The 21,436-nt window shown below is 44.2% G+C and carries 18 protein-coding genes and 1 tRNA gene; 17 read left to right on the top strand and 2 right to left on the bottom strand.

What is annotated here, in order from left to right; translation table 11 throughout:
• The 11 genes from NI469_RS01960 to NI469_RS01910 all read left to right on the top strand — a co-directional run.
• Nucleotides 1-236: EF-Tu C-terminal domain-related protein (locus tag NI469_RS01960; RefSeq protein ID WP_475653502.1), on the top strand; the 236-nt coding region annotated here is incomplete at its 5' end.
• Nucleotides 237-288: 52 nt separating this feature from the next.
• Nucleotides 289-364: transfer RNA gene (locus NI469_RS01955), tRNA-Trp, on the top strand.
• Nucleotides 365-438: 74 nt separating this feature from the next.
• On the top strand, nt 439-879 hold the full coding sequence (secE, locus tag NI469_RS01950) for a preprotein translocase subunit SecE (RefSeq protein ID WP_004278617.1): 441 nt from the start codon (nt 439-441) through the stop codon (nt 877-879).
• Nucleotides 880-886: 7 nt separating this feature from the next.
• Nucleotides 887-1,420 carry a transcription termination/antitermination protein NusG gene (gene nusG, locus NI469_RS01945; RefSeq protein WP_004278615.1) on the top strand — a complete coding sequence of 178 codons (534 nt, stop codon included), beginning with the start codon at nt 887-889 and terminating at the stop codon, nt 1,418-1,420.
• Between the two features lie 119 nt (nt 1,421-1,539).
• Nucleotides 1,540-1,968 (top strand): 50S ribosomal protein L11, encoded by a 429-nt coding sequence (gene rplK, locus NI469_RS01940; protein WP_004278614.1) that lies wholly within the window; start codon nt 1,540-1,542, stop codon nt 1,966-1,968.
• A 3-nt stretch (nt 1,969-1,971) separates the two neighbouring features.
• Nucleotides 1,972-2,667 (top strand): 50S ribosomal protein L1, encoded by a 696-nt coding sequence (gene rplA / locus NI469_RS01935; RefSeq protein WP_004278613.1) that lies wholly within the window; start codon nt 1,972-1,974, stop codon nt 2,665-2,667.
• 324 nt (nt 2,668-2,991) lie between these two features.
• Complete coding sequence (rplJ, locus tag NI469_RS01930; RefSeq protein WP_004278612.1) at nt 2,992-3,498, top strand: 50S ribosomal protein L10; 507 nt, start codon at nt 2,992-2,994, stop codon at nt 3,496-3,498.
• Nucleotides 3,499-3,546: 48 nt separating this feature from the next.
• On the top strand, nt 3,547-3,912 hold the full coding sequence (gene rplL, locus NI469_RS01925) for a 50S ribosomal protein L7/L12 (protein WP_004278611.1): 366 nt from the start codon (nt 3,547-3,549) through the stop codon (nt 3,910-3,912).
• A 307-nt stretch (nt 3,913-4,219) separates the two neighbouring features.
• On the top strand, nt 4,220-8,308 hold the full coding sequence (gene rpoB / locus NI469_RS01920; protein ID WP_005102827.1) for a DNA-directed RNA polymerase subunit beta: 4,089 nt from the start codon (nt 4,220-4,222) through the stop codon (nt 8,306-8,308).
• Nucleotides 8,309-8,471: 163 nt separating this feature from the next.
• The gene (gene rpoC / locus NI469_RS01915) at nt 8,472-12,662 is read left to right on the top strand and encodes a DNA-directed RNA polymerase subunit beta' (protein ID WP_004278609.1); all 4,191 of its coding nucleotides are present in this window, start codon (nt 8,472-8,474) and stop codon (nt 12,660-12,662) included.
• 201 nt (nt 12,663-12,863) lie between these two features.
• On the top strand, nt 12,864-13,229 hold the full coding sequence (locus NI469_RS01910) for a glycine zipper domain-containing protein (protein ID WP_005108070.1): 366 nt from the start codon (nt 12,864-12,866) through the stop codon (nt 13,227-13,229).
• Between the two features lie 57 nt (nt 13,230-13,286).
• Here the strand turns inward: NI469_RS01910 and NI469_RS01905 are convergent, their stop codons facing one another.
• Nucleotides 13,287-13,781 (bottom strand): DUF4442 domain-containing protein, encoded by a 495-nt coding sequence (locus NI469_RS01905; RefSeq protein WP_253174304.1) that lies wholly within the window; start codon nt 13,779-13,781, stop codon nt 13,287-13,289.
• A gap of 117 nt (nt 13,782-13,898) precedes the next feature.
• Between NI469_RS01905 and NI469_RS01900 the strand changes: the two genes are divergently transcribed.
• The 6 genes from NI469_RS01900 to NI469_RS01875 all read left to right on the top strand — a co-directional run bounded on the left by NI469_RS01900 (nt 13,899) and on the right by NI469_RS01875 (nt 20,228).
• Entirely contained in the window at nt 13,899-14,780 is an 882-nt protein-coding gene (locus NI469_RS01900) for an alpha/beta fold hydrolase (protein WP_253146787.1), read from the top strand.
• Between the two features lie 100 nt (nt 14,781-14,880).
• On the top strand, nt 14,881-16,245 hold the full coding sequence (locus NI469_RS01895; protein WP_253146785.1) for a Na+/H+ antiporter family protein: 1,365 nt from the start codon (nt 14,881-14,883) through the stop codon (nt 16,243-16,245).
• A gap of 331 nt (nt 16,246-16,576) precedes the next feature.
• Nucleotides 16,577-17,167 (top strand): OmpW/AlkL family protein, encoded by a 591-nt coding sequence (locus NI469_RS01890; protein ID WP_253174302.1) that lies wholly within the window; start codon nt 16,577-16,579, stop codon nt 17,165-17,167.
• Between the two features lie 175 nt (nt 17,168-17,342).
• Entirely contained in the window at nt 17,343-17,687 is a 345-nt protein-coding gene (locus tag NI469_RS01885; RefSeq protein WP_195725242.1) for a lysozyme inhibitor LprI family protein, read from the top strand.
• A gap of 163 nt (nt 17,688-17,850) precedes the next feature.
• Nucleotides 17,851-19,770 (top strand): molecular chaperone HtpG, encoded by a 1,920-nt coding sequence (gene htpG, locus NI469_RS01880; protein WP_253174300.1) that lies wholly within the window; start codon nt 17,851-17,853, stop codon nt 19,768-19,770.
• A 194-nt stretch (nt 19,771-19,964) separates the two neighbouring features.
• The gene (locus NI469_RS01875; RefSeq protein WP_005102851.1) at nt 19,965-20,228 is read left to right on the top strand and encodes a hypothetical protein; all 264 of its coding nucleotides are present in this window, start codon (nt 19,965-19,967) and stop codon (nt 20,226-20,228) included.
• Between the two features lie 82 nt (nt 20,229-20,310).
• Here the strand turns inward: NI469_RS01875 and NI469_RS01870 are convergent, their stop codons facing one another.
• On the bottom strand, nt 20,311-21,420 hold the full coding sequence (locus tag NI469_RS01870) for a hypothetical protein (protein ID WP_253146780.1): 1,110 nt from the start codon (nt 21,418-21,420) through the stop codon (nt 20,311-20,313).
• Between the last annotated feature and the right edge of the window lie 16 nt (nt 21,421-21,436).

Here is a 21,436-nt window from a genome sequence, read left to right as displayed (position 1 = left end):
GTGGTCGTCACACTCCATTCCTTAACGGTTACCGTCCACAGTTCTACTTCCGTACTACGGACGTAACTGGTGCGATCGCGCTTAAAGAAGGTGTGGAAATGGTTATGCCTGGTGACAACGTTGAGATGTCAGTAGAGCTAATCCACCCAATCGCAATGGACCCAGGTCTACGTTTTGCGATCCGTGAAGGCGGTCGTACAGTGGGTGCTGGTGTAGTTGCTAAAGTAACTGCATAATCATAGAATAAGACAAGCAGGTTGGAGCTTAGGCTCCAACTTGTTGTTTTGCAGGTCAGTAGTTCAATTGGTAGAGCGTCGGTCTCCAAAACCGAATGTTGGGGGTTCGAGTCCCTCCTGACCTGCCAAGTTTCTAAAAAGACGCTTGATGTCGGCAAAATTGGTCATATAATAAGTCGCGAAACCTACGACGAGTACAAAAATGTCGAATGAAAAATCACGCGACGCATTAGGCGAAGCGGCAATTCCTCAAAGAAATAATCCTGCAGTAGATGTAAGTTCTGGTTCTCCATTAGACATGGTTCTATGGGTTATCGCCTTGATTTTATTGGTTGGTGCAATGATGGTAAACCAATATTTACCAGCGTACTGGGCACCTGCGAATGATATTTGGGTGCGCGTTGGGGTGATTTTGGCTTGTATCGTTGCAGCATTCGGTTTATTATACGCCACCCATCAAGGCAAAGGCTTTATTCGTCTGCTGAAAGATGCACGAATTGAGTTGCGTCGAGTGACCTGGCCTACCAAACAAGAGACTATGTCCACATCTTGGCAAGTTCTTGTTGTAGTCGTAATTGCATCCATCTTATTGTGGTGTTTTGACTATATTTTAGGCTGGTTAATGAAGTTTATTATCGGGTAAGAGAGCTATGAAACGTTGGTACATTATTCATGCCTATTCAGGTTATGAAAAACAAGTGATGCGTTCGCTTAATGATCGAATCCAGCGTAGCGCTGTTGCCGATAGCTTTGGTGAAGTCCTTGTTCCTACCGAAGAAGTGGTAGAAATGAAGGATGGCAAGAAGCGTAAATCAGAGCGTAAGTTCTTTCCTGGCTATGTCCTAGTCGAAATGGAAATGAACGATGATACTTGGCACATTGTTAAAGAATGTCCAAAAGTTTTAGGTTTTATTGGTGGTACGGCTGAAAAACCGGCACCGATTACGCAAAAAGAAGCAGATGCGATTCTTGCGCGTGTACGCAATACTGGCGAAGCACCTCGTCCTAAGACGATGTTTGAACCAGGCGAAGAATTACTCGTGGTTGACGGGCCATTCACCGACTTTAAAGGTGTGGTGGAAGAAGTTCAGTACGAAAAGTCGCGTTTAACGCTGACCATTAATGTATTTAACCGACCAACTCAAGTTGAATTGGAATTTCGTCAAGTCGAAAAATCAGTCTAATTTGTATGGGTTGAAAACGCCTGACTTATTTATAAGTCAGGCATTGTTGTTGTAACGGTATCGTTACTTGAAATCATTGGGGAGCCTTCACCGGCGTTTGCACCCAGAGGTAATTTGAAATGGCTAAGAAGATTGACGGCTATATCAAGCTGCAAGTTCCAGCTGGTAAAGCGAATCCATCTCCACCGATTGGTCCTGCACTAGGTCAACGTGGTGTGAACATCATGGCATTCTGTAAAGAATTCAATGCTGCGACACAAAAAGTTGAAGCTGGTCTGCCAATTCCAGTCGTGATCACTGTGTACAACGACAAGTCGTTCACATTCATCATGAAAACTCCACCTGCTGCTGTTCTTCTTAAGAAAGCTGCTGGTATCCAGAAGGGTTCAGCTGTACCTAACAAAACTAAAGTTGGTAAGTTGACTCGTGCTCAAATCGAAGAAATCGCGACTACTAAAGAACCAGATTTGACTGGTGCTGATTTAGACGCACGTGTACGTACCATTGCTGGTTCTGCGCGTTCTATGGGCTTGGAAGTGGAGCTTTAAGACATGGCTAAATTAACTAAACGTCAAAAAGCGATTGTAGCTGCTGTAGAAGCGCACAAAGTTTACACGCTAGAAGAAGCTGTTGCAGTTTTAGAGAGCCTTCCAGCTCCTAAATTCAAAGAATCTCTAGATATCGCGGTAAACCTAGGTGTTGATCCTCGTAAATCTGACCAAGTTGTTCGTGGCGCGACTACACTTCCTGCAGGTACTGGTAAAACTGTACGTGTAGCTGTATTCGCTCAAGGCGCTGCTGCTGAAGCTGCTAAAGCTGAAGGCGCAGACGTTGTTGGTTTCGACGATCTTGCTGAAAGCATCCAAGCGGGTAACCTTGACTTTGACGTAGTAATTGCTGCTCCAGATGCAATGCGCGTTGTAGGTAAACTTGGTACGATCCTTGGTCCACGTGGCTTAATGCCAAACCCTAAAGTGGGTACTGTAACTCCTGACGTTGCTACTGCAGTTAAAAATGCAAAAGCTGGTCAAGCACGTTACCGCGTAGACAAAGCTGGTATTATCCACGCTGCGATCGGTCAAGTAGGTTTTGAAGCTGCTGCTGTTCGTCAAAACGTTGAAGCACTTGTTGCTGACTTGAAGCGTTTGAAACCTGCTACGTCTAAAGGCGTATACATTCAAAAGATCACTTTGAGCTCAACTATGGGTCCTGGTTTGATCGTTGATGTAGCAAACGTTTCTAAATAAGTCTCGACTTATTACAGAATTTTAAAGCCCTGAAGATGTCTCCTTCTCCCTCTGGGAGAAGGTCGGGAAGAGGGTTAAACCTCTCCCTAGCCCTCTCCTAAAAGGAGAGGGGATAATTTAGGCAAACTTTGAATTGGTAAATGAAAATTTATCAGCGTCAAAGACCGCGGGCGAGGGAAGTTTTATGCTTCTCTCTTAATAGCCCAGCCTGCGTAGACGCGGTGGTGTGATTTGTTCATCCTCCGCGTGTGAGTCCAGTGATGGTCTTGCGAATTGGGAGTGTACTTCGCGTAAGTACATAAATCACCGTTAGGAGGTTTTACAATGGCTCTTCTTATCGAAGGCAAAAAACAGATCGTAGCTGAAGTAGCTGAAGTTGCTTCTACTGCATTTGCTGCTGTTGTTGCTGACTACCAAGGTTTGACTGTAGAGCAGTTAACTACTCTACGTGTTGAAGCGCGTAAACTTGGTGTTACTACACGTATCGTGCGTAACACTTTGGCTAAACGTGCTCTTCAAGATACTCAATTCAATATCTTGAACGACAACCTTGTTGGCCCAACAATCTTAGCTTTCTCGAATTCTGAAGACGACATGGGTGCTGCTGCACGTTTGTTCGAAGAATTCGCTAAAACTAATAAAGCATTTGAACTTAAAGCTGCTGCATTTGATGGCAAACTTTATCAAGGTGCAGAAGTTAGCGTAATCGCGAATCTTCCGAACCAAGAGAAAGCGCTTACTATGCTTGCAAACGTTCTTCAAGCTCCTATTTCGAAATTGGGCCGCTTACTTACAGCGCTTCAAGAGAAAAACGAGTCAGAAGCTGCTTAAGCTCAAACTTAAACACACATCATTCAATACCCATTTGGAGTTAATCTCATGGCTTTAACAAACGAAGAAATCCTAAACGCAGTTGCTGAAAAAACTGTTCTTGAACTTGTTGAACTTATCTCTGCTTTCGAAGAGAAATTCAATGTATCTGCTGCTGCTGTAGCTGTTGCTGCTGGTCCTGCTGCTGCTGCTGCTGAAGAACAAACTGAATTCAATGTTGAATTGACTTCTTTCGGCGCGAACAAAGTTGCTGTAATTAAAGCAGTTCGTGAAGCGACTGGCCTTGGCTTGAAAGAAGCTAAAGACATGGTTGAAGGCGCTCCTGCAGTTCTTAAAGAAGGCGTTTCTAAAGAAGAAGGCGAAGAGCTTAAGAAGAAACTTGAAGAAGCTGGTGCTACAGTTACTCTTAAGTAATTTCTTAAGGGAGCCGGTTTTTTTATAATCGGCTCCAAAAATTGGCTGATGGCTCTTGGGTCATCAGCCTTTTTGCGTTACAATAATCGGCTCGATTTTTGTTTGCATGATATAAAAATCATACAAATTGAAAATAAACATAATGAACAAACGTTTACCAATATTTTTCATTAAAAAATATTGATAAGCGTTTTAATACCACTAAAAATTGCAGCATTTGTAAAGAGTGGTGGCCATATCGGCCAGCGTAATTCCTTCTGAGCCCGTTCTGCAGGCGGGCTTGGTTTACACTTTCCGAGGACTCCAGATGGCATACTCATATACCGAAAAGAAACGGATCCGTAAGAATTTTGGTAAATTGCCTAGCGTCATGGATGCTCCGTACTTGCTCGCGATTCAAGTCGACTCGTACAGAACATTCTTACAAGATGGCAAATCACCAAAAAACCGCGAAGATATCGGTCTCCAAGCCGCATTTCGTTCAGTTTTTCCTATTGAAAGTTATTCTGGCAATGCTGCTTTAGAATTTGTTGAGTATAGTCTTGGTAAGCCTGAGTTTGATGTACGCGAATGTATTCTTCGTGGCTCAACTTATGCAGCACCAATGCGTGTAAAAATTCGTTTGATCCTGAAAGATCGTGAAACGAAGTCAATTAAAGACGTACGTGAACAAGAAGTCTATATGGGCGAAATGCCATTAATGACGGATAACGGTACCTTTGTGATTAACGGTACCGAGCGTGTGATCGTGTCACAATTACACCGTTCACCAGGCGTATTCTTTGACCACGATAAAGGCAAGACTCACTCAAGTGGTAAAGTCCTTTATTCAGCACGTATCATTCCTTACCGTGGTTCATGGTTAGACTTTGAATTCGATGCCAAAGACCTCGTCTATGTACGTATTGACCGTCGTCGTAAATTGCTTGCGACTGTGGTGCTTCGTGCCTTGGGTTATAGCAACGAAAACATTCTCGACATGTTCTACGAGAAAGTACCTGTGTATCTTGACATGGGTAGCTACCAGATTGACCTGGTGCCTGAACGTCTGCGTGGCGAAATGGCACAATTTGACATCCTGGACAAGGATGGCAAGGCAATTGTTGAGCAAGGTAAACGTATCAATGCGCGTCATGTACGTCAAATGGAAGCTTCAGGTCTTGAAAAACTTGCAGTGCCTGATGAGTACCTGTATGAGCGTATCACTGCTGAAGACATCCCACTAAAAGATGGTGATGTGATTGCAGCCAATACTGTATTAAGCCATGAAATCATGGTGAAAATTGCAGAAGGCGGCGTGAAGCAGTTCAATATTCTGTTCACCAATGATATCGACCGCGGTTCATTCGTTGCAGATTCTCTACGTGCAGATACAACGAGCAATCGTGAAGAAGCATTGGTAGAAATCTACAAAGTGATGCGCCCAGGCGAGCCACCAACAAAAGAAGCTGCTGAAAACTTATTCAATAACTTGTTCTTCTCTTCTGAACGTTATGACTTGTCTCCAGTGGGTCGTATGAAGTTCAACCGTCGTTTGGGTCGTCCTTACGAAGTCGGTACAGATCAGAAGTCACGTGAAGTTGAAGGCATTCTCTCGAACGAAGATATCACTGATGTATTAAAAACATTAGTTGAAATCCGTAACGGTAAAGGTGAAGTCGACGATATCGATCACTTGGGTAACCGTCGTGTTCGTTCTGTTGGTGAAATGACAGAAAACCAATTCCGTGTAGGTCTGGTTCGTGTAGAACGTGCTGTTAAAGAACGTTTAAGCCAAGCTGAAACTGACAACCTGTCTCCGCAAGATTTGATCAATGCGAAGCCAGTAGCTGCTGCAATCAAAGAATTCTTTGGTTCAAGCCAGTTATCTCAGTTTATGGATCAAAACAACCCGTTATCTGAGATTACCCACAAACGTCGTGTTTCTGCGCTTGGTCCCGGCGGTTTAACACGTGAGCGTGCAGGCTTTGAAGTACGTGACGTACATCAAACTCACTACGGTCGTGTATGTCCAATTGAAACACCGGAAGGTCCAAACATTGGTTTGATCAACTCGCTTTCTGTTTATGCGAAATGTAACAACTTCGGTTTCCTGGAAACCCCATACCGTAAGGTTGTTGATGGTCGTGTAACAGATGAAGTTGAATACCTCTCTGCAATTGAAGAAGTAGGCACTGTGATTGCACAGGCCGATTCTGCAATGGATAAAGACGGTAACTTAACAGAAGAGTTTGTATCTGTTCGTCATCAGGGTGACTTCGTACGTATTCCTCCTGAAAAAGTAACGCATATGGATGTATCTGCTCAGCAGGTCGTATCTGTAGCAGCCTCACTGATTCCATTCCTAGAACACGATGACGCCAACCGTGCGTTAATGGGTTCGAACATGCAACGTCAGGCAGTTCCGACGTTGATCGCTGACAAGCCGCTTGTTGGTACCGGTATGGAAGCGAACGTAGCACATGACTCAGGTGTATGTGTGATCGCTCAGCGTGGTGGTCGTATCGAGTTTGTTGATGCATCTCGTGTGGTTATTCGTGTGAATGAAGACGAAATGATCGCAGGTGAAGCAGGTGTAGATATCTACAACCTGATCAAATACACCCGTTCGAACCAGAACACTTGTATCAACCAGAAAGTTCTTGTGAACCTGGGCGATAAAGTAGGTCGTGGTGATGTACTGGCTGATGGTCCATCGACTGATGGCGGTGAGTTGGCATTGGGTCAAAACATGCGCGTTGCGTTTATGACCTGGAATGGTTACAACTACGAAGACTCGATCTTGTTATCTGAGCGTGTTCTTCAAGAAGACCGTTTAACGTCTATTCATATCCAGGAATTATCATGTGTCGCACGTGATACCAAACTGGGTGCGGAAGAAATCACTGCTGATATTCCGAACGTAGGTGAAGCTGCTCTGTCTAAACTGGACGAGTCAGGTATCGTTTACATTGGTGCTGAAGTAACTGCTGGGGACATCCTTGTAGGTAAAGTAACCCCTAAAGGTGAAACACAGCTTACTCCAGAAGAAAAATTGCTACGTGCAATCTTCGGTGAAAAAGCGGCTGACGTAAAAGACTCATCTTTACGCGTTCCATCAGGTACAAAAGGTACTGTGATTGACGTTCAAGTGTTTACACGTGACGGTCTTGAAAAAGACGAACGTGCTCAAGCAATTGAAAAAGCACAATTGGACGCATACCGTAAAGACTTGAAAGAAGAATTTAAAATCTTCGAAGAAGCTGCACGTGAACGTGTAATCCGTCTACTGAATGGCCAAGAGTCGAATGGTGGCGGTACAACTAAACGTGGCGACAAACTGTCTGAAGATGTGTTGTCTGGTTTAGAGCTTGTTGATCTTCTTGAAATTCAACCAGTTGATGAAGCAATTGCTGAACGTTTAACTCAAATTCAAGTGTTCTTGAAAGAGAAGAGCTTCGAAATTGACGAGAAATTTGCTGAGAAAAAACGCAAACTTTCTACAGGTGATGAACTGACGACTGGCGTATTGAAAGTAGTTAAAGTTTATCTTGCTGTAAAACGTCGCATCCAGCCGGGTGATAAGATGGCGGGTCGTCACGGTAACAAAGGTGTTGTATCAAACATCTTGCCAGTAGAAGACATGCCACATGATGCCAACGGTGTACCTGTTGATATCGTATTGAACCCGCTGGGCGTACCATCGCGTATGAACGTGGGTCAGATTCTTGAAACTCACTTGGGTATGGCGGCGAAAGGTCTTGGCGATCAAATCGACAAGATGATGAAAGAGCAACGTACTGTACTTGAGCTTCGTGATTTCCTAGACAAGATTTACAACAAAGTTGGTGGCGAGCAAGAAGATCTTGATAGCTTGACTGATGAAGAAATCTTGAAACTTTCTGGCAACTTGCGTGCTGGTGTACCTTTGGCTACTCCTGTATTCGATGGTGCTGAAGAAGGTCAGATCAAAGAGTTGTTACAACTTGCAGGCCTGTCTAGTACTGGTCAGACCGTATTATATGATGGTCGTACTGGTGAGCGTTTCGACCGTCCGGTAACTGTTGGTTACATGTACATGCTGAAACTGAACCACTTGGTTGATGACAAGATGCATGCGCGTTCAACTGGTTCTTACTCTCTAGTTACGCAACAGCCGCTTGGTGGTAAAGCACAATTCGGTGGTCAGCGTTTCGGTGAGATGGAAGTCTGGGCACTAGAAGCTTACGGTGCAGCATATACGCTACAAGAAATGCTGACTGTGAAATCGGATGACGTTGAAGGCCGTACCCGTATCTACAAGAACATTGTAGATGGCAACCATTATATGGACCCGGGCATGCCTGAATCGTTCAACGTATTGACCAAAGAGATCCGTTCTTTAGGTATCAACATTGAACTGAAAAATGGTGACTAAGAATCTCCATTAAATCTCCCCAAACCCCTCTTTGATAAAGAGGGGCTTCCCCCCTTAACAAAGGGGGATTGAGGGGGATTCTTGGGATTCCCAATTCAGTTAAAAAACAATATTTGTGACCCAGTTGTTGAGTGAAAATCTCCACAACACACGGAGAAAAAAATTGAAAGACTTGCTCGATATCATGCGCAAAAAGACGGATTCAGACGGTCATGCTCCAGTAGAGTTTGACCGCATCCGTATTGGTCTTGCGTCACCAGAAATGATTAAGTCATGGTCTCACGGTGAAGTTAAAAAGCCAGAAACCATTAACTATCGTACGTTCAAGCCTGAACGTGATGGTTTGTTCTGTGCCAAAATCTTTGGTCCAGTGAAAGATTACGAATGCTTGTGTGGTAAATACAAGCGTATGAAATACAAAGGCGTCATTTGTGAAAAATGTGGCGTTGAAGTAACAACTGCGAAAGTTCGTCGTGAACGTATGGGTCACATCGAGCTGGCTTCTCCAGTTGCACACATCTGGTTCTTGAAATCATTGCCTAGCCGTATCGGTCTATTATTAGACATGACGCTACGTGATATTGAACGTGTATTGTATTTCGAATCTTATGTAGTGACCGATCCGGGTATGACTCCATTTGAGAAATACCAACTTCTAAATGATGAAGAATACTTCAATGCATTAGAAGAACACGGTGATGAATTCACAGCGAAAATGGGTGCTGAAGCGGTTCAAGACTTGTTGAAAGACATCGATCTTGAAGCTGAAATTGCACGTCTTCGTGAAGAAATTCCTGTTACAACTTCAGAAACCAAGCTGAAAAAAGCGTCTAAGCGTTTGAAGTTGATGGAAGCATTCAACGATTCGAACAACAAGCCAGAATGGATGGTGTTAACTGTACTTCCAGTTCTTCCACCAGACCTTCGTCCGCTTGTACCACTTGAAGGTGGTCGTTTCGCGACTTCTGACCTGAACGATCTTTATCGTCGTGTGATCAACCGTAACAACCGTTTGAAGCGTCTTCTTGACCTTGCAGCGCCAGACATCATCGTACGTAACGAAAAACGTATGTTACAAGAGTCTGTAGATGCATTGCTAGATAACGGTCGTCGTGGTCGTGCAATTACCGGTTCGAACAAGCGTCCGCTTAAATCTTTGGCAGACATGATCAAAGGTAAGCAAGGTCGTTTCCGTCAAAACTTACTTGGTAAGCGTGTTGACTACTCTGGTCGTTCGGTAATTACTGTTGGTCCAAACCTGCGTTTGCACCAATGTGGTCTTCCGAAGAAAATGGCACTTGAACTGTTCAAGCCATTCATTTTCGCGAAACTACAAGCTTCTGGTCAAGCAACTACCATTAAAGCTGCGAAGAAAATGGTTGAGCGCGAAACCCCGGAAGTTTGGGACGTTCTTGCTCACGTGATTCGTCAACATCCAGTGATGTTGAACCGTGCGCCAACTCTTCACCGTTTGGGTCTTCAAGCATTTGAACCGATCCTGATCGAAGGTAAAGCGATCCGTCTACACCCACTCGTATGTGCTGCGTTTAACGCCGACTTCGATGGTGACCAAATGGCGGTACACGTACCATTAACACTTGAAGCTCAGCTTGAAGCTCGTGCGTTAATGATGTCGACGAATAACATCTTGTCTCCAGCGAATGGTGAGCCAATCATCGTACCGTCTCAGGACGTTGTCTTGGGCTTGTATTACATCACGCGTGATGCAATCAATGCCAAAGGTGAAGGCATGGTGTTCGCGGATACTCACGAAGTAAACCGTGCACTGGCAACAGGTCAGGTTGATCTACACGCTCGCGTTAAAGCACGTGTACACCAGACTGTGATCGACGAAGATGGTAACCGTGAACAGCAAACCATTATTGTAGATACGACGCCTGGTCGCTGCCTACTTTGGGAAGTTGTACCTGAAGGTATGGATTTCCAGCAAATTAACGTTGAGATGACCAAGAAAAACATCTCGAAATTAATTAACTCTTGCTACCGTAAATTGGGTCTGAAAGATACTGTTATCTTCGCTGACCAGTTGATGTACTTGGGCTTCCGTCAAGCGACGCGTTCAGGTGTATCTGTCGGTATGGAAGACATGGTTATTCCACCGCAAAAACAAGCAATTATTGGTAAAGCGGAAGCTGAAGTTCGTGAAATCGAACAACAGTTCGAACAAGGTTTCGTAACTGCCGGCGAACGTTATAACAAAGTGGTCGATATTTGGGCGCGTACCAATGACCAGGTTGCTAAAGCGATGATGGACAACTTGTCTTTTACCACTGTGAAGAACAAACAGGGTGAAGACGAGAAGCAAAAATCATTCAACTCGATCTACATGATGTCTGACTCGGGTGCCCGTGGTTCGGCAGCTCAGATTCGTCAGTTGGCGGGTATGCGTGGTTTGATGGCGAAGCCGGATGGCTCGATCATTGAAACGCCGATTAAAGCGAACTTCCGTGAAGGTTTGACCGTACTTCAGTACTTCATCTCGACACACGGTGCGCGTAAAGGTTTGGCCGATACAGCACTGAAAACTGCGAACTCTGGTTACTTGACTCGTCGTCTAGTAGACGTTGCGCAGGACTTGGTCATTACCGAGCCAGATTGTGGTACGTATGACGGTCTGGTAATGACTCCGTTCATTCAAGGTGGCGATGTCATCGAAAACCTGGGTGCACGAGTATTGGGTCGTGTGGTTGCTGAAGATGTGAAACGTGTAGGTACAGATGAAGTTCTACTTCCTCGTAATACGTTAATTGACGAGAAATTGGCGACGTTTATCGAAAGCCAAGGTGTCGACGAAATTAAAGTACGTTCAGTCGTGAACTGTGCGTCTACCTTCGGTGTATGTGCGAAATGTTACGGTCGTGACCTAGCACGTGGTCATCAGGTGAACCCGGGTGAGTCTGTTGGTGTAATGGCAGCTCAATCGATTGGTGAGCCAGGTACACAGTTAACGATGCGTACCTTCCACGTCGGTGGTGCTGCAAGCCGAACTTCTGCTGCAAACAGCGTACAAGTTCGTAACCAAGGTACAGTACGTTTCCACAACGTGAAAACAGTACAACATGCCAAAGGTCACTTGGTATCGACTTCACGTTCAGGTGAAATCGGTATTGCGGATGATTTAGGTCGTGAGCGCGAGCGCTATAAACTTCCTTACGGTGCGTCTATCTTGCTGAAAGATGGCGAAGCTGTAGAAGCAGGCGGTATTGTGGCGACTTGGGATCCGCATACACATCCATTAGTAACAGAAGTTGCAGGTAAAGTACGTTTCAGCCAGATTGCTGATGGCGTAACCGTAACTTCTAAAACTGATGATGCAACAGGTATGTCAACCATTGAAATCTTGCCAGTGACTTCACGTCCTGCGTCAGGTAAAGATTTGCGTCCTGCTGTTGTGTTAGATACCGTTGATGGTGGCGAACAGTTCTACTTCCTGCCACAGAACACGATTCTTTCTGTTCGTGATGGCGAAACGATTGGTGTCGGTGATGTCATCGGTCGTGTACCACAAGAAACTTCACGTACCCGTGATATTACCGGTGGTCTGCCGCGTGTAGCTGACTTGTTCGAAGCACGTAAGCCAAAAGAGCATGCAATCCTTGCAGAAGTGTCGGGTGTTGTAAGCTTTGGTAAAGAGACCAAAGGTAAGAACCGTCTGGTGATTACGCCGGATGATGGCTCTGAGATTTATGAAGAGCTGATTCCGAAATGGCGTACGATTAACGTGTTCGAAGGCGAACATGTGAACCGTGGTGAAACTATTTCTGATGGTCCACAGAACCCGCACGATATCTTGCGTTTGAAAGGCGAAGTTGCGCTGACAAACTACATCGTGAACGAAGTTCAGGACGTATACCGTCTGCAAGGTGTAAAAATCAACGACAAGCATATTGAAGTGATCGTACGTCAAATGCTGCGTAAAGTTGATATCACTGACGGTGGCGATACCAGCTTCATCAAAGGCGAACAAGTGGATTACATCCGTGTTGTTCAGGAAAACCAAGCAGTTCTTGCGCAAAACAAGTTCCCTGCGAAGTTTGAACGTCAATTGATGGGTATTACGAAAGCGTCGCTTTCTACTGACTCGTTCATCTCTGCTGCATCGTTCCAGGAAACCACGCGTGTGTTAACTGAAGCGGCTGTAACAGGTAAAGAAGATGACTTACGTGGCTTGAAAGAGAACGTGGTTGTAGGTCGTCTGATCCCAGCGGGTACAGGTTTGGCTTACCACCTAGAGCGTCGTCGTCAAGAAGCAGAAGCTGCAGAATTTGAACTGCACAATGACTTCTCTGATGTAGACCAAGCTCTAAGTCAGGCATTTAACGAAGAATTCTAATTCTAGTTAAAGCTGAGAAAAGAGACGCCTTCGGGCGTCTTTTTTTGTCTGAAATTTATAAATAAGACATCTTGAACAGAAGAATAATCCATTGATATTTACAAAACTCAGCAGGAATACCGAGAGAAGTAACACGCTACAGATTTTAGTTTCATAAAATGAAGATAAGCTTAATTAAAGCAAGACAGGAAGGCCAAGGTCATGAAAAAATTAATGGGTGTTATGGCAGTTGCCACTCTTTCCACCTTTATGTTGGCGGGTTGTGAAAGTATGTCTGCCAATGAGCAACGGATCGGTGCTGCGGCCCTTGGTGGTGCAGTCGGTGGTGGTGTCGGTAATAAAGTCGGCGGTGGCGTTGGTGCAGCTGTTGGTGGTGGTGCCGGTGCGGCAGTGGGTAGTAAATCCCAAGGCGGTTCAAATCGTAATGCGACCTATAGTGGTGTAGGTGGTGCTGTTGGTTCAGCAGTCGGTAAAAGCATCTTCGGTGGTAACGCGGGTGCTGCAATTGGTGGTGCAATCGGTGGTGGTGCCGGTGCTGCGATTGAACAGGATAACCGTCGTCGTTAAGTCGAAAGTCATTTCAGATTTAGCTAGATTTAAAAGCGCCAATGTGGCGCTTTTATCTTATTTAGGAGCGTTAATTTTCGCTTTGCTCTGTTTCCGCCGGATATACACCGTTTTTTCTACTTCGGCAATTCTGACCCCGGCTTCATCATAAATATTCAGCTGATAATGTCGATACACTGGCGCATTATCGGCCGCCAGATTGATAATCGTGGTAATTTCTTCAGCAGAAATCCGAATATCCGCCACCACTGTGCCGCGACCCGGTGCCAAAAACTGAATGCTGGCGCCTTTATCCCAGACCAGATATTTCGGCCCCAAATGATGCATCAGCAATAACATGTAAAAGGGATCGACCATCGAATACAGGCTGCCACCAAAATGCACACCGACAATATTCTGGTTTTTACGGGTCAGCGGCATTTTGACCCGAACGTGATAATTATTAAAATCAATCTTATTAATTTCAATGCCTGCACCACGATAAGGGGCATAGCGGTTCAGAATAAATTTTGAAACCAGAGGCAGTTTTTGAATTTTCTGGAATAGGCTCATACTGACATTCTTTTTGCGGCTGTGATTATGCATACTAGAGCAACAAAAATGCGCTGGCATTGATCAATCATGCCGATTTATAAACTAAGTGGTCAATAATAAAAACAGGATTAAAAGATGGAAATGCACATGCAATGGGTCGATACCACGGATCAGCAGCGTCTCTGTGTCAAAACTTATGGACAACCCGAACAGCCGGCCTTGGTACTGGTTCATGGCTATCCTGATCATCAAGCGGTTTGGGAGCCAGTCATTGCTCATTTGAGTCAGGATTATTTTGTGGTGACCTATGATGTCCGTGGCGCAGGGGAGTCCAGTATTCCCAAAAAAATCTCCGATTACCGCTTGGCCCGTTTAAGTCAGGATCTGGAAGAGGTGGTGAATAAGGTATTGCCGAATCGAGCTTTTCATCTGGCTGCGCATGACTGGGGCTCAATTCAGTCCTGGGAATCTGTCACCGATCCACGCTTTAAAGGGCGAATTCTGTCTTATAGCACCTTATCTGGGCCATGTCTGGATCATGCCGCTTTCTGGATGCGTGAACAGTTCCAGCAAAACAAAGCAAAATTTTTAAAGCAAATGAGCAAATCTTGGTATATCGCGATGTTTCAGTTGCCTTTAGTGGCGCCGTTGGCCTGGAATTTTTTTAATCCGCAGCGTTGGGGCAAGATCGTGCAGCAACTGGAAAGACACGATGATCTGCCACTCAACCCGCATATTGTCAAAGATGGCAAATATGGTGTGAACCTGTATCGGGCCAATTTTTTGCCACGCTTAGCTCAACCACGGCAGCGCTTTGCCATCTGTCCGGTACAGGCGATTGTGCTGAAATATGACCAGTTTGTCGGGCCAGATCTGGTCGATGAGGTGTCAAAATGGGTGGATGATTTCTCGAAAGTAGAACTGGCTGCCAATCACTGGGCGATTCTGAGTCAGTCGGAGCAAGTCGCTCAATTGATTGATGAGTTTATTCAGCGTAAATCTGCGACCACTCATTGATAAGCCACTCCGCAAAACATGACCCGACCAGAAAAAAGTGGCGGAATTTTTATCCGTATTTTCTGATAAAATAGCCGCTTTCTCTCTATTCCGATTCATTATGTTCGCAATTCTTGCTGCTATTGGAGTCATGTTCGGACTCTCGTTGGCACGTGTACCTGTGGTTTTTGCCCTGGTCATTGGTGCTGTTACAGGTGGTTTATTGGCAGGTCTAGGCCTGCAGGGAACCTTGGACGCGTTTAACAATGGCTTGGGTGGTGGTGCTAAAATTGCCTTGGCTTACGGTATTTTAGGTGCATTTGCTTTGGCTCTGGCACGTTCGGGTTTACCGGATTTGCTGGCTTATAAAATGATCAGTACCTTAAAAGGTGAGGCCGATTTTAAAGCGCAAAACCGGGTGAAATATCTGATCTTTTTCACAGTTGCTATTGCTGCCGTGTTCTCGCAGAACGTTATTCCCGTGCATATTGCCTTTATTCCGGTACTGATTCCGCCACTATTGGCTGTATTTAACCATTTAAAGCTCGACCGTCGTTTGATTGCCTGTTTGCTGACCTTTGGTCTGGTAGGCACCTATATGCTGATTCCGGTCGGTTTTGGTGCCATCTTCCTGAATGACATTCTGGGTCATAACATCAATACTTTTGGTAAGCCATATGGATTTGAAATTAGCTATGACCAGATTCCATCTGCGATGGCAATTCCAGTATTCGGTATGTTTGTGGGCTTATTGGTGGCGATCTTTATTAGCTATCGCAAACCACGTCAATATCAAGATATTCATGTCCAGGAACAGCAAAGTATTTCCGCTGAATTAGGTGTGGCTGAGCAGGTTAAACCGCAGATTGCCAAATTTACCATCTGGATGGCCGGCCTTGCAGTTATTGCCACATTGGCGGTACAGCTGTATTCAGACTCGATGATTCTGGCCGGTCTGGTCGGTGTCGCAATCCTGAGTTGTGCCGGGATCTTTAAATGGAAAGAAGCGGATGATGTGATCATTACCGGTATGCGCATGATGGCGCTAGTTGGCTTTATCATGATTGCGGCACAAGGCTTTGCCGCGGTGATTGAAGCGACTAATCAGGTACCAACCTTGGTTGAAGCATCAGTGAACTGGATTGGTAATAGTCAGGCATTGGCTGCCTTCCTGATGTTATTGATTGGTTTGCTAATTACCCTAGGCATTGGTTCGTCTTTCTCAACCATTCCCATTCTAGCGATTATCTATGTGCCGCTGTGTATCCAGTTTGGTTTCAGCCCGGCTGCGACCATTGCGATTATCGGGACTGCGGCGGCTTTGGGTGATGCCGGTTCTCCTGCTTCAGATTCAACTTTAGGCCCAACTTCTGGTCTGAATATGGATGGTCAGCATGACCATATGAAGGATAGTGTGGTTCCAACCTTCATTCATTTTAATATTCCGTTGATGATTTTTGGCTGGATTGCAGCCATGGTTCTGTAAGTCCTTTTTAATCTGCTCTGATATAAATCGGAGCAGATTTGCCTAGATTTAAAATAAATTATAAGATGTATTTAAAATATATATTTAAATAAAAATTAATATAAACTTGATTATTTTGGTCTGAATAAAACCATATTTATCTGATTAATATACTTGGTATTTAAAACCAACCATTCTAGTCAATTTAAAATAAATTACTTCTTAAATCAGTATGTTAAATAATAATTAAAAATTAGTTTTATAATCCTTATTGCATATTATTTTTCCTCGTGTTTATTATTAATTAAGATTTATTTTCTTAATAATTATTCTTCCTGTGGGGTGTTTTAAAATGTTAAAGCAAGTAGCTCTAATTGCATTAATGGGTCTTTCTGCATCTGCGATGGCTGGTCAATGGCAGGTGAAAGTTGGTGCCAGTTCTTTAGCACCATCAAGTGACACTGAAATTGCACCAGGTTTAGTCGTAGAAGCGGATCAAGAATATGGTTTTACGCCTTCAGTCGAATACTTCTTTAATGACAATATCTCGGCAGAATTATTATTGGCTACCCCGTTTAACCATGACATTTCTGCTCAGGGTCTAGGGAAAATTGCCAAGATTAAACATCTCCCACCAACTATTACCGCTAAATATCACTTTAAAAACTCTACACGTTTTACGCCATACGTAGGTTTGGGTGGAACAGCCTTTATCGCTTGGGATGAAGAAGGTGCAGCAAAAGACGTCAAAGAGGAATTTGGTGTTGCCGGACAAGTTGGTTTTAACTATCAGCCAGCAGATGCCAAAAACTGGGGGGTATTTGCTGACGTGCGCTATGCAGATTTGAGTCCTGAAGTGACATTAGATGATGCTGATAATACTAAATTCGACTTGAATATTGATCCTTGGGTTTACACGATCGGTTATAGCTACAAGTTCTAAATTCTAGCCTTGCTCAACAAAAAAGCCTCATCTTAAATGAGGCTTTTTTTTCAAAATAACAACGATTTATAACTTATTGAAATTGAGCAGATCGGCAATGTTCAACTATATTAAAACGAATAAAGTAAATATTAATTGAATACGACTTAATAATTGAATAATAAGGAAGATCAGCATGAAGTTTTTAAGCCAAGGTATTGTGATCTTCTTCACCCTGCTGGCAGGGTCTGCCTATGCGGCAAGTTTTGATTGTCAGAAAGCTGAAACCGTGACAGAGAAAGCGATTTGTGAACATCGCCTGCTCAATGATGCCGATGTCAAGATGAGTACCAGCTATCATATTTTACGCCGTATGGTGCCTATGGGAACCCGTTCGGTGATCCAGCGTGATCAGGTGAAATGGCTACAGTTCCGTGACCGCTGTCAGGAATCTGTGTCCTGTCTGAGTCAGGTCTATAATATGCGTCAGCAGCAAATAGACCTGCAATTTCAACGTATTTATAAGCTTGGGCCTTATTAAGCCTTAAACCTAAGCCTTTACAAATCCAAGTCATTTTAGATCAAGAGATCCTTTATAAAATATCTTGAGAAAAAATATACAACTGGCTATTGAAAATTTAGTAACTCACTCCATTCATATAGGCAACAGTATTGACCTGTATTTAAAATAAAAGGAGTGATTAATGAGCGAGTCTAGCGCACAAAAACATAGTTTCCAGGCTGAAGTGGCTCAGTTACTACATCTCGTGACCCATTCGCTTTATTCAAACCCTGAAATTTTCCTACGCGAATTGATCTCGAATGCCTCAGATGCATGTGACAAATTACGTTTTGAAGGGATTAACCATCCTGAATTTTATGAAAATGATCCTGATCTGCGCGTTCGTGTCAGTCTGGATGCAGACAATAAAACCATTACCATTTCAGACAACGGGATTGGCTTGAGCGAGCAGGAAGCCATTGATAATTTAGGGACTATTGCCAAATCAGGCACCAAAGACTTTATGTCCAAACTGACCGGCGATCAAAAAGCTGATGCCCAGCTAATTGGCCAGTTTGGTGTCGGTTTCTATTCCGGTTTTATTGTGGCTGACAAGATCACGGTAGAATCGCGTCGTGCTGGCACAGATGTCTCTGAAGGGGTGCGCTGGATCAGTGGTGGTACTGGTGAGTTCGAAGTTGAACAGATCACGAAACAAGGACGTGGTACCGATATTATTCTGCACTTACGTGACGATGCGCTGGATTATCTGCAAAGCTATAAAGTGAAGCAGATTATCAATAAATATTCAGACCACATCAGCCTGCCAATCCAGATGCAAAAAGAAGTCTGGCAGGAAGAAGAAGCGGCTGAAGGTGAAACATCTAAAGGTGGCCAGTATGTCAAAACCGATGAGTGGGAAGCCATTAACTCGGCCAGCGCATTATGGACTCGTAACAAGTCTGAAATCACTGAAGAGCAGTATGTCGAGTTCTACAAGAACTTAAGCCATGATTTCGCAGCGCCATTGGCTTGGGCGCATAATCGGGTGGAAGGCAGCACTGAATATACCCAGTTATTATATATTCCAAGCAAAGCGCCACATGATATTTTCACCCGTGAATCCAAAGCGGGTATCAAACTGTATGTGAAACGTGTGTTCATTATGGATGATGCGGATAATCTGATTCCAAACTATCTGCGCTTTGTACAGGGTGTGGTGGACAGTGCCGATCTGCCATTGAACGTGAGTCGTGAATTACTGCAAGAAAGCCGTGATGTAAAAACCATCCGTGAAGGCAATACCCGCCGTATCCTGACCATTTTGGATAATCTGGCTAAATCTGAAGATGAAAAAGATCAGGCAAACTTTAAGACTTTCTATCAGGAATTTGCTTCAGTATTGAAAGAAGGTCTGGGTGAAGATTTCAGTAACCGTGAACGTATCTTGAAACTGCTGCGTTATGCGACTTCGACCAATGATGAAGTTAGCACGTCATTGGCAGACTATAAAGCACGCATGAAAGACGGCCAGAAAGCCATTTATTATGTGACTGCAGATAGCCTGAATGCTGCGAAAAATTCACCGCAACTGGAACTGTTCAAGAAAAAAGGCATTGAAGTTCTGTTGATGACTGAACGCGTGGATGAATGGGCGATGAACTTTGTGAATGAGTTCGATGGTACGCCTTTGCAAAACGTGTCGAAAGGTGCAGTTGACTTAGGTGACCTTCAGGATGCCGAAGAGAAGAAAGCCCTTGAAGAAGCCGCAGCCCAGTTTAAACCGGTGGTGGATAAGTTGACGGATTCATTAAAAGACAAGACCAAAGAAGTGCGGGTGACGACGCGTCTGGTCGATTCTCCGGCTTGTCTGGTGACTGGAGAAGGTGAATTGTCTCCACAGCTGGTTCGTATGCTGAAAGATGCAGGTCAGCCTGTGCCGGATATCAAGCCGATTTTGGAAATCAACCCGGAACATCCGTTGGTGAAAAAACTGGATGGCTCGGCGCAGTTTGATGATCTGGCCAATGTGATCTTTGACCAGGCAGTGATTGCAGAAGGTGGATTACCAGAAAATCCTGCTGAATATGTCAAGCGGATTAATAGCTTGCTGCTTGCTTAACTGGTGATGTGTTGAATGAGAAAATCCCTCTTCGGAGGGATTTTTTATGCCTGCTTCATTTTTCATTTCTAGAAATGATCTGGAAAAACGATAGTGAAGATAAAAAAATCCCTGCGGATTTTAAATCTGAATTTTAAATTAATACTGGTTTTTTGATTTATAATTACGATCATTAAGTAAGGAGAGAGAATGTTATGAAATCTAAGCTGATGATCAGTATGGGCGCTGTAATCCTGATGTCGATGAGCCAAGTTAGTCTAGCGGCACCTGCTGCAGAAAAAATGGTACGCACAGATCGAATCAGTTTTTATAAAGTTGCGAAAGTAGAGGCAGCAAAACTACAACGTGTGCAACATAGCGATCGTATTCGCTTCAATATGCCAGTGATGGAGCAACCTTCATTACAGCAAAAACGAGTGCTACGCAGTGATCGTATTATCTTGAATAAAACCAGCTAATACTTACCGCGCTGATTGCCTCAGTAATATTGAAAAAAGCCCATGAATGATGGGCTTTTATTATTTTCTCGTATCAGTCAGTTTAAAATAACGCTTCTAAACGCACCAAAGCTCCGACATAGTGATCACGATCTTCGCGATGATCATTCAAATAGTTCAGGTCGGTCTGGACAAAAAACCATTCACGTAAAAAAGGTTGTCTCCACGACACATAGGGGCCCCAGCGGTTGAGACGCAGATCCTTGTCATTTAGATAACCACCGGTATAAATGCCGTAACTGAAACGGTTGTCCTGAAAAAACTGATGTTGCCTGAAGGTGTAGTTGTCCCAGGTCAGATCATCGTCTTGATCATCTGCATAAGTCAGACTAAGCTGATTGGAGAAAAAGGCCTGATTGGGACGGGCATGGATTAGCTCCAGATTGGTCCGTAAATAGTTTTCGCTTTGAATGCCGTAGCGATAAATCTGTTCGGCATGAAAAGAGTAGTCATTTTCCAGCGTCCAATCTTTACTGGCTTTGACACGCAGGTAAATATCATCTCCAGAACGCAAGCCCAGATCCAGATCGGTTTCGAAAGGAATGCGATCTGACCATTCAGACCAACGTAAGGCAAAAGAGCTGTTATCTTCACGTGCACGTTTAGTATCCAGACGTTTATCTCCGGAAGTGGCAGGATTTTCATTGGTAATCGCGACATTACTGTCTAATTCATTGTCCAGACTGTCATCACCAAAAACCACACTCAGCTTTTGTTCCAAGGTCGGAAGCTTGATCTTGCCGCGGATTCGGGGCTTAATCTCATAGCCTTCATATTCATCCCAGCGATTATCTAGAATGATCCGTAATGTGGCTGCAGCTGGCTGATCCGGATCGGTTTCACCAAACCAGTTATCAATTTTATGTGCAGTACGATCAGCCCATTCGCGGATGCCTTTCTGTTTTTGATCCGCCCATGAATAATTTTCTGTCTCTAGCGTGGATGGAACGATGGCGACACTTGATTGCTCTGGCAGAACCGTTGGTGTTGCATCGATCAAACGTGGAATCTGATCCAGTAAGCCTGATCGGCTGGGCTCTGTATTTGTTGAACTGGCAGGAGCAGCTGTGACTGAATTTGCCCAGGAAATGCTACCGCTCATTCCTAGGCCCAGAGAGAGCAGTAAAGTTTGAGTAATCCTGTTTATTTGCATGAGATATTTGTTGCTC

Origin of the sequence: Acinetobacter lwoffii (genome assembly GCF_024129735.1) — a bacterium.
In the GTDB taxonomy this organism is placed as follows: domain Bacteria; phylum Pseudomonadota; class Gammaproteobacteria; order Pseudomonadales; family Moraxellaceae; genus Acinetobacter; species Acinetobacter lwoffii_H.
The sequence above is the reverse complement of the archived record's forward strand: the minus strand, read 5'-3'. Positions and strand labels throughout refer to the sequence as shown.

Coding starts and splice junctions, on each gene's coding strand:
- secE (WP_004278617.1), top strand. CDS start 439: ATGTCGAATGAAAAATCACGCGACGCATTAGGCGAAGCGGCAATTCCT.
- nusG (WP_004278615.1), top strand. CDS start 887: ATGAAACGTTGGTACATTATTCATGCCTATTCAGGTTATGAAAAACAA.
- rplK (WP_004278614.1), top strand. CDS start 1,540: ATGGCTAAGAAGATTGACGGCTATATCAAGCTGCAAGTTCCAGCTGGT.
- rplA (WP_004278613.1), top strand. CDS start 1,972: ATGGCTAAATTAACTAAACGTCAAAAAGCGATTGTAGCTGCTGTAGAA.
- rplJ (WP_004278612.1), top strand. CDS start 2,992: ATGGCTCTTCTTATCGAAGGCAAAAAACAGATCGTAGCTGAAGTAGCT.
- rplL (WP_004278611.1), top strand. CDS start 3,547: ATGGCTTTAACAAACGAAGAAATCCTAAACGCAGTTGCTGAAAAAACT.
- rpoB (WP_005102827.1), top strand. CDS start 4,220: ATGGCATACTCATATACCGAAAAGAAACGGATCCGTAAGAATTTTGGT.
- NI469_RS01910 (WP_005108070.1), top strand. CDS start 12,864: ATGAAAAAATTAATGGGTGTTATGGCAGTTGCCACTCTTTCCACCTTT.
- NI469_RS01905 (WP_253174304.1), bottom strand. CDS start 13,781: ATGAGCCTATTCCAGAAAATTCAAAAACTGCCTCTGGTTTCAAAATTT.
- NI469_RS01900 (WP_253146787.1), top strand. CDS start 13,899: ATGGAAATGCACATGCAATGGGTCGATACCACGGATCAGCAGCGTCTC.
- NI469_RS01895 (WP_253146785.1), top strand. CDS start 14,881: ATGTTCGCAATTCTTGCTGCTATTGGAGTCATGTTCGGACTCTCGTTG.
- NI469_RS01890 (WP_253174302.1), top strand. CDS start 16,577: ATGTTAAAGCAAGTAGCTCTAATTGCATTAATGGGTCTTTCTGCATCT.
- NI469_RS01885 (WP_195725242.1), top strand. CDS start 17,343: ATGAAGTTTTTAAGCCAAGGTATTGTGATCTTCTTCACCCTGCTGGCA.
- htpG (WP_253174300.1), top strand. CDS start 17,851: ATGAGCGAGTCTAGCGCACAAAAACATAGTTTCCAGGCTGAAGTGGCT.
- NI469_RS01875 (WP_005102851.1), top strand. CDS start 19,965: ATGAAATCTAAGCTGATGATCAGTATGGGCGCTGTAATCCTGATGTCG.
- NI469_RS01870 (WP_253146780.1), bottom strand. CDS start 21,420: ATGCAAATAAACAGGATTACTCAAACTTTACTGCTCTCTCTGGGCCTA.